Consider the following 11,517-nt stretch of genomic DNA (forward strand, 5'->3'; position numbering starts at 1 on the left):
CGCGGAACGGTGGCGCAGAGCACAGCACGAGTGCCCCGCCGGCGCAAGGGTCCGGGCGCGCGCACGCCGTGTGGTCGGATGGGGAGGGCCGGCCCCCCGCCGCCGCTCCCCTCCCGCTCCCCACCGCCGTGGCGCGGCCGATCCGACAGGACGCCCGTGTCCACCAGCCCCCGCCCCACCCTCTTCGCCCTGCCCGGACTCGGGCTCGACGGCCGCGCCTTCGACGCGCTCGGCCGCGAGCTCGCCGACGTCGCGGACCTCGTCGCGCTCGACCTGCCCGGTGGATCCGGGACCTCGCTCGAGGAGATGACCGCCGCCACGATCCGCCGGATCCGCGAGCACGACGCCTCCCGCTGGCTGCTCCTCGGGCACAGCATGGGCGGGAAGATCGCCTCCCTCGTGGCCTCGCGCACGGTCACCGGCCGCTCGGGCCTGTTCGGGCTCGCGGGCGTCGTGCTCCTCGCCGGGTCGCCGCTCTCGCCCGAGCCGATGGAGGAGGAGCGCCGCTCGACCATGCTCGGCTGGGTCGACGACGGGCACCTCGACGAGGCGCAGGCGCGCGAGTTCGTCGACCAGAACGTCGGCTCGCCGCTGCCCGCCGACGCCGACGCGGAGGTGCTGGCCGAGCTGCGCCGCTACTCCCCCGAGGGCTGGCGCGACTGGCTCGAGCACGGCAGCCGCGAGGACCGCACCGGAGAGGCCGCCCTCGGAGCCGTGCCCGCGCTCCTGATCGCGGGCGGTGCGGACGGCGACCTCGGCGCCGACGCGCAGCGCCGCCTGAACGGCTCCCTCTACTCCCGTGCCCGGCTGCTCACGCTCGCCGGGGCGGGCCACCTGCTGCCGTTCGAGCGCCCGGTCGAGGTGGCGGCGGCGATCCGCCGGTTCTGGGAGGAGGAGGCCGGCACGGCGCCGTCGGTCCCGGCCGACGTCGGCGCTGCCATCGCCTCCGCCCGCACCTCCACGCGGGTGCGCGGGCTGCTGGCGGTGCGCGCGCTCGCCGACGACCCGGAGTACGCGCCGCGCGCCCTGACCGTCGCCCAGCTCGCGGAGCTGCGCGCGATCGCCGACCGGGTCGTCCCTCAGGAGGGCGGCCGGATCGACCTGGCCGCGCGGGTGGACACGCAGCTCGCGAACGGCGAGGGCGACGGCTGGCGCAACGCCGACCTGCCGGCCGACCCGATCGCCTACGGTCTGGCGCTCGACGCCCTCCGGGGCTTCGCCGGCCTCGGCCCCGCCGAGCAGGACGCGCGCCTCACCGCGATCGCCGACGGCTCCGCGGAGCCCGGCGACCGCTCGGCCGGCGGGCTCGGTGCCGAGCAGCTGACCGCCTGGTTCGAGGACTGCCGCGTCGACCTCGTGAAGCAGTGGCTGGCGCACCCCGCGTCGATGGCGCGGATCGGCTACGACGGCTACGCCAGCGGCGGCGACACGCTGCCGCTCGTGACGGGCTTCCGCCTGCTCGGCGCCGACGACCGCGAGACCTGGGAACCGACGACGAGGAGTCACCGATGAACACGACCGGCATGCGCCGCTTCCCGCTCGACGAGACGGTCGACGCCGTCGTGATCGGCACCGGGGCCGGCGGAGCGCCCCTGCTCTCGGTGCTCGCCGCTCGCGGGCTGCGCGTCGTCGCCCTCGAGGCCGGGCCGCACGTCGATCCGCTGGGCCACACCGCCGACGAGACGGCGGCCGTCGAGATCAACTGGATGGAGGAGCGCCTCAGCGGAGGCGAGACCCCCACCGCCTTCGGGCAGAACAACAGCGGCCGCGGGGTCGGCGGCTCGACGTTGCACTGGGGCGCGTTCACGCCCCGCCCCGACCCGCGCGACCTGCGACTCCGGAGCGACTCCGGCGTCGGCCGCGACTGGCCGATCGAGCACGCCGAGCTCACCGCGTACATCGAGAAGGTGGAGGCGACGATCGGAGTGGCGGGCCCGGCCGAGTACCCGTGGGACCCGTCGCGCCGCTACCTGCAGGGCCCGCTCGCGCGGAACGCCTCGGCCGACATGATGCTGCGCGGCTGCGCGGCGATCGGGATGCGCGCGACCGACGCGCCCGCCGCCGTGCTCAGCGGCCCGCGGGACGACGGCCGGCCCTCCTGCGTCAACTGCGGCCAGTGCCATCAGGGCTGCCGGACCGGCGCGAAGACGAGCATGGACGTGACCTACCTGCCGGAGGCGGTGCGGGCCGGTGCCGAGATCCGGGCCGACTCGTTCGTGCACGGCATCGAGCTGGACGCCGCGGGCCGCGTGTGCGCTGTGGTCTACACGAGCGGCGGAGTGGAGCACCGGCAGCGCTGCTCCGCCCTGTTCCTCTGCGCGGGCGGCGTCGAGACGCCCCGGCTCCTCCTGCACACCGGCATCGCGAACAGCAGCGGCCAGGTGGGCCGCAACTTCCTGGCGCACGGGGCGACCCAGGTCTGGGGCACCTTCGAGAACGAGATGCGCGGCTACCGCGGCTACCCCTCCTCGGTGATCACCGAGGACACCGTCCGCCCGGCCGACGCGGACTTCGCGGGCGGCTACCTGATCCAGAGCCTCGGAGTGATGCCGCTGACCTACGGGACGACGCTCGCCCGCGGCGCGGGACTCTGGGGCCGCGATCTGATGGACGCGCTCGACGGCTACCGCTTCGCGGCTGGCGTCGGCATCAACGCCGAGTGCCTGCCCGCCGACGGCAACCGGCTGGAGCTGACCGACGAGCTCGACGAGCACGGGGTGCCGAAGGCGCGCATCACGTTCTCGGCGGGCGCCAACGAGGAGGCGATCGACCGGCACGCGATCCGGACGATGACCGCGATCGTGGAGGCGGCCGGCGCGACGAGCACGCGGGTGATGGCGCGCACGGCGCACACGCTCGGCACCGTGCGGATGGGCACCGACGCCGGTGACGCCGTGATCGATGCGGACGGCCGCAGCTTCGACGTGCCGAACCTCTGGGTGTGCGACAACTCGGTGTTCCCGAGCGCGCTGATCGCGAACCCGGCGCTCGCGACGATGGCGCTCTCGCTGCGGACGGCGGACCGCTTCCTGGCGGCGTAGCGTCGCGGCGGCGGGACGGCTGCGTCGCGGCTGCGGGGCGGCCGCGGGGCGGGACGACGGGCGAGGTGCTCCTCCGCGTCGCCGACTGTCCGCGCGGGCGTGCCCGGACTGCGCGCCCGGACTGCGCACCCCGCCGGATCAGCCATGGGGCCGTGCGGGGCGCCAGCGCAGTCGCGAGACGCCCTGACCGAACGGCGGGCCGTCGCGACGGCGCTCGACGGAGGTTCAGCGCGCGCTGAGGTGCTGAGGTGCTGAGGTGCTGAGGTGCTGAGGTGCTGCATCGTGGTGGCCGAACGGCGGCACGGCCCTGGTGTCGGCACGGCGTCAGGCGACGGTGCGGCCCCGGTGACGGTCCGCGCCTCAGCGGCAGTGGTGCGACGGTGGTGCGACGGTGCGGCCGCGTGAACCCGAGCGAAGGCGCAGATCCGAGCGTCAGCGGCGCGGCGGTAGGTCGCTGAGCGCTCGCCTCCGAGCGACAGCACGGCCCGATCACCAGTGCGAACCCGCGCAATGCGCCGAACCCGCCCGACAGCCGATTCCCTCAGGGGTGCACGGCAGCACGGCAGCACGGCAGCGTGTCAGCACGGCAGCGTGTCAGAACGGCGGCGGCCGGTCCTCGAACCTCGGGGTCGCGGGTGGGTCTGGACGGAGCCGTTCCTCGAGGCCCGGCGGGCGCGTGGTGATGCGGCGGCCGGTGGGGGTGGTCCAGTCGGCGGTGCCGTCGGGGTGGAGGACGTAGGTCCAGCGGTCGCCGTGCCGCACGTGGTGGTGGGCGACGCAGAGGCTGGCGAGGTTGCCGGGGTCGGTGCCGCCGCCGTTGCGCCACTCGACGACGTGGTCGGCCTCGGCGCTCGCGGCGGAGCGGGTGCAGCCGGGGAAGCGGCAGGTCACGTCGCGGAGCTGGAGGAGGAGCCGCAGCTCGCGGTGCGGCAGTCGGCGTGTGCGCCCGACCGAGAGGACGGCGCCCGTCCTGGGCTCGGTCAGCACGCGGGTGACGGTCGCGGGGACGAGGCTCCGGGCGACGTCTGCGGGGATCGGGCCGTAGCCGTCGAGCTCGGCGGAGGCGTCGTCGGCGCCGGACGCGGTGCTCGCCGACAGGGTGACCCGCACCTCGGCGCGCACGCCGGTGACGAGGGTCGGAACGGGCCGATCGGCGCCGACCGGGTCGGGCACCGTGCCGATGACGTCCGCCTCGCAGAGGAGGTCGGCCAGAGCGTCGGCTCGCAGCTGGGCGAGGGTCCGCTCGTCGCCCGCTCCGGAGATCGCGTCGACGTCGCACGCCCCGGTGATTCCGGTCGGCTCCGCCCCGGTCGTCCCGCTCGCCTCCGCCCTGCAGGAGCCCGCATCCGTGGCGGCAGGCGGCTCCGCCCCCGCCGGCCCCTCGGCGTCGTCGCGGAGGATCCGGGCGATCCGGTCGAGGCGGCTGTACGCCCCCACGGCGACCGGGGCGGGGAGGAGGGCGCAGAGCGTCGCCATGCCGTCGACCTCGGGGGTCAGCCAGACCGCGCGGTCCTCACGGGCACGTCGGTGTCGCTCCGCGAAGGGCTGCTCGTGGAGCTCCTCCCGCAACCGCGCCAGAGCGCGCCGCAGCTGGGTCGGCGTGGTGCGGGCCGCGAGCTCGGCCGCCCGCGTATCGAACGCGGCGCGGGAGCCCGGAGGCAGGGTGGCCGCGACGGCGCAGACGACCTGGCCCGCCTCCCACCGCAGGCGCGCCCCGGCGAGGGCGGCGCGGGTGGTCGGCAGGTCCTCGACGAGGAGGCGCGCGTGGTCGAGCTCGCGGGAGGCGACCCGCTCGGAGACTCCGAGGGCGACCGCGAACTCCGCGCGGATCGACCGCTCGGCGAGGTCGCTCGACGCGTGGGGCGCCGAGCCGCGGGCGAACGACTCCGGACGCTCGAGCGCGGCCCGGTGCCCGGCGTGCAGCTCCTCGGCCGCGGCCAGGAGCAGCGGGGACGCCGAGCGGGCCAGCGCCGCGGCTCGGTCGCCGCGAGCACGCGCCTCGCTGAGCACCGCCTCCGCTGCTGTCGACCTGCTGATCATCGTCATACGTGTATTCAATCAGCGACCACCGACACGGAAGCGACGGATCGTCACATTCGTGGAGAACCGGCGTGAGGCCCTCCTGTGGAGGGAGGGATCACCGCAGCCGACGCCGCACATCCCCGCCGTCCTCGGGGCGGCGCGCGCAGGACACCGGCGCAACACCCCGCCACACGCACCGCCACACGCCCCCCGCTCACGCGAACCGCACCGCCACACACGCCCCCGCTCACCCGAACCGCACCGCCACACGCCCCAGCTCACCCGAACCGCACCGCCACACGCCCCTCTCACCCGAACCGCAGCGCCACACGCACCCCCCCTCACCCGAACCGCACCGCCACACACACCCCCGCTCACCCGAACCAAACCGCCTCACGCGAAACGCCCCGCCACCTCCGCCAGGCACTCCCGGAACACCCGCACGGCCGGCGACGCCAGCTGCGCCTCGCGCTGGGCGGTGAAGATCGTGCGGCGGGGCGTGCCGGGCAGCTCGAGGAGGCGGCAGTCCGGCGCCTCGCCCGCCCAGACCAGGTCGGGCATCAGGGCGACGGCGTGGCCGGAGGCGGCGAGTCGGATCTGCGCCTGCAGGTCGGCGGTCTCGAAGCGGACGTCCGGCTCGAAGCCCGCGACCCGGCAGGTCTGCTCGGCGAAGTGGCGGCTCGCGGTGCCGCGCGGCTCCATCACCCAGGCGGAGTCGCGGGCCGAGGCGAGGTCGACCACGGCGGAGTCGCGGCTCACGGCGAGGCGGATCGCGTCGGTCGTCAGGTCGCTGCGCACCAGTCCGGGCAGCCAGGAGGTCGAGTGGCCGGGGTACTGCTCGGCGACAACGAGGTCGAACTCCCGCGCCCACGACGTCTCGTGCAGCGCACCCTCGGGCTCGCGCTGCACCATCTCGACGCGCACCTCCGGGAAGCGGTCGGCGACGGCCCGGAGCGCACCCGGCATGAGCGCGAGCGCGGCCGACTGGAACACCGCGACGCGCACCCGCCCGGTCACCGACTCCCCCGAGGCCGCGAGCGCCGCCTCCGCCCGCTCGAGCAGGGCCATCACCTCGCCGGCCGCCTCGACCAGGATCTCGGCCTGGGGTGTGAGCTGCACGCGCCGGCCCGCCTTCCGCAGCAGCTCGACGCCGGCCTCGCGCTCGAGGACGGCGAGCTGCTGCGAGACGGCGGAGGGACTGTAGGCGAGGGCCTCGGCCGCGGCGGCGAGAGTGCCGCGGATGGCCACCTCGCGGAGCAGGACCAGGCGGCGGACATCGAGCACGGCGTCTCTCCGATCGTTCAGCTGAGCTGACCGGTACCGGTAAGAAACGGTCGCTTCTGCTCAACGGTAGCCGGTCGAATACTGAAGGCACCCACCTCAGAGCAGAAGGACCGCACCATGACGGATCTCGCCAGCCCCGCTCTCGCCACCGGCCCCGCCGCCGACGGCCCGTCCGCCGATTCGATCGATCCCCGCCTGGTCGACGAGAGCGTCGCCCTGGTGCGGCGCTGGCTGCGCGAGGCGTCCGCGATCCCGATCGACGCCTCCGGGGCGCAGCTGGCGGGCGTGCTGAAGGACCCGACCGGCCTGGACTTCACGGTCGGCTTCGTCGACGGCGTCGTCCGACCCGAGGACACCCGCGTCGCGGCGGCGGCGCTGAAGGCGATCGCGGGCGGCGTGCCGTCCTTCCTCCCGGCTCCGATGCGCGGCGCGGTCGCCCTCGGCGGCGTCATGGCGCCGCTCCTCCCGGACGTCGTGGTGCCGATCGCGCGCCGGGTGCTGCGCCGGATGGTCGGCCACCTGATCATCGACGCGACCGACTCCCGCCTGGGCCCGGCCATCGCCGCGATCCGCCGCGACGGCGTCCGGCTCAACATGAACCTGCTCGGCGAGGCCGTCCTCGGCCGCGAGGAGGCCCACCGCCGCCTGGAGGGGACGCACCGGCTCCTCGCCCGCGACGACGTCGACTACGTCTCGATCAAGGTCTCCTCGAGCACCGCCCCGCACAACCCGTGGGCCTTCGACGCCGCGGTCGACGACATCGTCGAGGAGCTGGCGCCGCTGTTCGCCCGGGCCGCCGCCTCCTCGCCGCAGAAGTTCATCAACCTCGACATGGAGGAGTACAAGGACCTCGACCTCACCATCGCGGTCTTCACCCGCATCCTCGACCGGCCGGAGTTCCTCGGCCTCGAGGCCGGCATCGTGCTGCAGGCCTACCTGCCGGACGCGCTCTCGGCGATGATCCGCCTGCAGGAGTGGAGCGCCGCCCGCCGGGCCCGCGGCGGCGCCGGCATCAAGGTGCGCCTGGTCAAGGGCGCGAACCTGCCGATGGAGCAGGTCGAGGCCTCGGTCCACGGCTGGCCGCTGGCGACCTGGAGCAGCAAGCAGGACTCCGACACGAACTACAAGCGCGTCGTCGACTACGCGCTGCACCCGGAGCGGATCCGCAACGTGCGGGTCGGCGTCGCCGGGCACAACCTCTTCGACGTCGCGTACTCGTGGCTGCTCGCCGGCACCCGCGGCGTCCGCGAGGGGATCGAGTACGAGATGCTCCTCGGCATGGCCCAGGGCCAGGCGGAGGCGGTGCGCCGCACGGTCGGCTCGCTCCTGCTCTACACGCCGGTCGTCGCGCCGGCCGAGTTCGACGTGGCGATCGCCTACCTGATCCGCCGGCTGGAGGAGGGCGCGTCGAGCCAGAACTTCATGTCGGCCGTCTTCGAGCTCGAGGCCGACCCGGCGCTCTTCGCGCGGGAGGAGGAGCGGTTCCGCGCCTCCGTCGCCGCCCTCGACGGAGCCGTCCCCCCGGCGCACCGCGTGCCCGACCGGTTCGCCGCGAGCGGCCGTCCGGGACCGGGCGACTTCCGCAGCACCCCCGACACCGACCCGTCCGTCGCCGCGAACCGCGAGTGGGCGCAGGCGATCCTCGCGCGCGTCCCCTCCTCCCGGGCCGGCGCCGACGCGATCGAGGCCGCCACGATCGGCACCCTCGACGAGCTGGAGTCGGTGCTCTCCGGCGCCCGCGGCAGCGGCTGGAGCGACGTCCCGGCCGAGGAGCGCGCCCGCATCCTGCACCGCGCCGGCGACGAGCTGGAGGCGCGCCGCGCCGAGCTGCTCGAGGTCATGGCGGCCGAGGGCGGCAAGACCCTCGACCAGGGCGACCCCGAGGTCTCGGAGGCCGTGGACTTCGCCCACTACTACGCCGAGCGCGCCCTCGAGCTCGACGCGGTCGACGGCGCCCGCTTCCACCCGGCCGCGCTGACCCTGGTCGCTCCGCCGTGGAACTTCCCGGTCGCGATCCCGGCCGGCGGCGTCCTCGCGGCGCTCGCGGCCGGCTCCGCCGTGGTGCTCAAGCCCGCCGGACCGACCGCGCGCTGCGGCGCGGTGGTGGCCGAGGCGCTGTGGGCGGCGGGCGTGCCCCGCGAGGCCCTGCGCCTGCTCCGCCTGCCGGAGGAGGAGCTGGGGCGCGACCTGATCGCCTCCCCGCAGGTCGACCGCGTGATCCTCACCGGCGCCTACGAGACGGCGGAGCTGTTCCGCTCCTTCCGGAATGACCTCCCGCTGCTGGCCGAGACGAGCGGCAAGAACGCGATCGTGGTCACCCCCTCGGCCGACCTCGACCTGGCGGTGAAGGACGTGGTGGCGAGCGCCTTCGGGCACGCGGGCCAGAAGTGCTCCGCAGCCTCGCTCGTCGTGCTGGTGGGCTCCGTCGCGCGCTCGAAGCGGTTCCGCGCGCAGCTGCTCGACGCGGTCTCCTCCCTCACGGTCGGCTACCCGACCGATCCCGCGACGCGGATGGGGCCGGTGATCGAACCCGCCGAGGGCAAGCTGCTGCGCGGCCTGACCGCGCTCGGCGCCGGTGAGACCTGGCTGCTGCAACCGCGGAGCCTCGACGACTCCGGACGCCTGTGGAGCCCCGGCGTCCGCGACGGCGTGCGCCGCGGGTCCGAGTTCCACCGCACCGAGTACTTCGGGCCGATCCTCGGGATCATGACGGCGGCGACCCTCGACGAGGCGATCGCGATCGTCAACGAGGTCGACTACGGGCTCACCTCGGGCCTGCACGCGCTCGACCCGGAGGAGATCGGCACCTGGCTCGACGGGATCGAGGCGGGCAACCTCTACGTGAACCGCGGGATCACCGGGGCGATCGTGCAGCGCCAGCCGTTCGGCGGCTGGAAGAAGTCGGCGGTCGGCCCGGGCACCAAGGCGGGCGGGCCGGACTACCTGCTCGGCCTGGGCTCCTGGACCGCGGCGCCGTCGGAGGCGACCGCTCCGGTCGTCGGACCGGCCGCCCGCCTGCTCGCCGCGTCGCGCGCGGAGCTCCCGGCGGAGGAGCACGCCGCGGTGGAGCGGACGGCGCGCAGCTGCGCAGTGGCGTGGGCCCCGAGCGCTCCTCGCGACGTGACGGGGCTGGAGGCGGAGCGCAACGTCTTCCGCCGCCTGCCCTACGACTCCGCCGTGCTGGTGCGCCTGGCCGCCGGGGAGCCGCTGGGCTCGCTCGTGCGGGTGGCCGTCGCGGCGGCGACCGCGCAGGCACGCGTGGTCGTCTCGAGCGCCGCGGCGCTGCCTCCGCAGCTCGCCGCCGGTCTCGACGAGGCGGCCGGCGCCGTCGTGGTCGAGGACGACGCGGCGTGGGAGGCGCGGGTGCGCGCGCACGGCGCCGGACGGGTGCGCCTGCTGGGCGCGTCCGCCGCGACGGTGACGGCCGCGACGGGCGGGCGCCCCGACCTCGCGGTCTACGCCGGCCCGGCGACCGAGGCGGGCCGGCTGGAGCTGCTGCCGTTCCTCCGCGAGCAGGCCGTGTCGATCACGGCCCACCGCTTCGGCACGCCGGACCACCTCACGGACGGGCTGCTCTGACCGGCGTGATCCGACCGGCGTGATCCGACCGGCGTGATCCGACCGGCCGCCGCGGGATCCCGCTCCGGTGCACCCGCTCCGGCGTGTCGACTACCGGAGCGGCGTCTCGCGGAGAGGGCGACGGAGGGACGACGGGGCGGAGAGGGATCAGCCGCAGGCCGCACGTCAGTCCGCGTCAGCTCCGCGACGGGGCCGCAGGGGTGGAGCGCGCGTCGTTGCTGGTGCGCGGGCCCTCCGGGAGGAGCGCGGCGCGTCCCACGCCCGATCGACGGCGGCGGCCGGGGTCAGCAGGATGTGCGCATGACCCGCCAGGAGAACGGCCGGCGCACCGCCGCGCCCGCCCGCGCGCCACGCACGCGCCCGACCGTCGGCTCCGCCTTCGACCCGCGGTCGAACAGCATCAACGCCCTGCGGCTCGGGCTGGCGGTCCTCGTCATCGTGTCGCACTCCTTCCCCCTCGGCGGCTACGGCGACGACCCCGGGTTCGGAGGCTCGACCCTCGGCGCCTGGGCGGTCGGCGGGTTCTTCGCCACCTCCGGCTTCCTGATCACCGCGAGCCGGCTGCGCTCGCGATCGCTGGTCGACTTCCTCTGGCGGCGCTTCCTCCGCATCTATCCCGCCTTCCTCGTCTCGCTCCTGGTCGTGGCCTTCGTCGCCGCACCGCTCGCGTCGCTCCTCCTCGGAGCCGGCGAGTACAGCGCGGCCGGGGCGGTGCGCTTCGTGGTCGCCAATGCGGCCCTCTACATCCGGGAGTACGGCATCGCGGGGATGCTCGGCTCCGTGCCCTACCCGGGCGCGTGGAACGGCTCGCTCTGGAGCCTGTTCTACGAGTTCGTCAGCTACGTCGTCATCGGCCTTCTCGTCTCCCTAGCGCCCGCGCGCTGGGTGCGCCCCCTCGTGGTCGCGGGATTCGCGGGCCTCACCCTCGTCGCGGCGGTGCTCGCGACGGACCTCGTCCCGTTCCCGGCACCCCTCAACCAGACGGTGACGCTCGTCGGGTACTTCCTCGCCGGCGCGCTCGTGCACCTGTACCGCGACCGCCTCCCCCTGACGGGCGCACTCACCGCCGTCGCGGCCGTGCTGCTCGTCCTCGTGATCGCGACCGGCCTCTACCGCGTGCTCGCCGGCCTCCCCCTCGCCTATCTGATGGTCGCGCTCGGCGCCCGGCTCCCCCTGCGCCGAGTGGGCGCGACCCACGACGTCTCCTACGGGATGTACATCTACGCGTTCCCCGTGCAGCAGCTGCTCTCGCTGGCGATCGTCGGAGCCGGAGCCGACGTGCCGCTCTGGGCGTACATCGCGCTCTCGGTCGCAGCGACGGTCCCCCTCGCGTGGGCGAGCTGGCTGCTGGTCGAGCGCCCCGCGATGCGGCTGAAGCGCCTCACCGCCCGGGCTCCCGTCGACGTCGAGGGCCACGTCCTGCGCTGAGGCCCGGAGCCGCGAGCCCGGAGCCGAGAGCCCGCGGCCGTCCTCGCACACCCGCCCGCCCGCAGCCGCCGACGTCGTCGTCCGCAGCCCCGGCCGGGGCCTCCAGCCCAACGAGCTGCCGCAGCTGCTCGGCCGCGCGCTCCACCGCGACGTCGAGGAGGGC

The 11,517-nt window shown here is 75.4% G+C and carries 6 protein-coding genes; 4 read left to right on the forward strand and 2 right to left on the reverse strand.

The genetic code is table 11. The features are described from left to right. Positions 1 to 156: 156 nt before the first annotated feature. Positions 157 to 1,512, forward strand: a complete 1,356-nt coding sequence (locus C5B98_RS14975; RefSeq protein ID WP_104287819.1) for an alpha/beta hydrolase — start codon at positions 157 to 159, stop codon at positions 1,510 to 1,512. Next, positions 1,509 to 3,041, forward strand: coding sequence for a GMC family oxidoreductase (locus C5B98_RS14980; RefSeq protein ID WP_104328016.1), 1,533 nt, complete (start codon positions 1,509 to 1,511; stop codon positions 3,039 to 3,041). The genes C5B98_RS14975 and C5B98_RS14980 overlap by 4 nt, the downstream gene beginning before the upstream one ends. 594 nt (positions 3,042 to 3,635) lie before the next feature. On the opposite strand, the gene C5B98_RS14985 is transcribed toward C5B98_RS14980, so the two are convergent. Both C5B98_RS14985 and C5B98_RS14990 read right to left on the reverse strand, forming a co-directional pair. Continuing rightward, positions 3,636 to 5,087, reverse strand: a complete 1,452-nt coding sequence (locus C5B98_RS14985; protein WP_104328017.1) for an HNH endonuclease signature motif containing protein — start codon at positions 5,085 to 5,087, stop codon at positions 3,636 to 3,638. A 369-nt stretch (positions 5,088 to 5,456) separates the two neighbouring features. Continuing rightward, positions 5,457 to 6,347 carry a LysR family transcriptional regulator gene (locus C5B98_RS14990; RefSeq protein WP_104267855.1) on the reverse strand — a complete coding sequence of 297 codons (891 nt, stop codon included), beginning with the start codon at positions 6,345 to 6,347 and terminating at the stop codon, positions 5,457 to 5,459. 117 nt (positions 6,348 to 6,464) lie between these two features. Here C5B98_RS14990 and C5B98_RS14995 point away from each other — a divergent pair, with 117 nt between their 5' ends. Both C5B98_RS14995 and C5B98_RS15000 read left to right on the forward strand, forming a co-directional pair. Then, on the forward strand, positions 6,465 to 9,926 hold the full coding sequence (locus C5B98_RS14995) for a bifunctional proline dehydrogenase/L-glutamate gamma-semialdehyde dehydrogenase (protein ID WP_104328018.1): 3,462 nt from the start codon (positions 6,465 to 6,467) through the stop codon (positions 9,924 to 9,926). 300 nt (positions 9,927 to 10,226) lie between these two features. Beyond that, positions 10,227 to 11,354: an acyltransferase gene (locus C5B98_RS15000; RefSeq protein WP_104328019.1), complete on the forward strand. Its 1,128-nt coding sequence runs from the start codon at positions 10,227 to 10,229 to the stop codon at positions 11,352 to 11,354. Positions 11,355 to 11,517: the final 163 nt, after the last annotated feature.

It is taken from the genome of Rathayibacter sp. AY1A5 (assembly GCF_002930875.1).
Lineage (GTDB): Bacteria > Actinomycetota > Actinomycetes > Actinomycetales > Microbacteriaceae > Rathayibacter.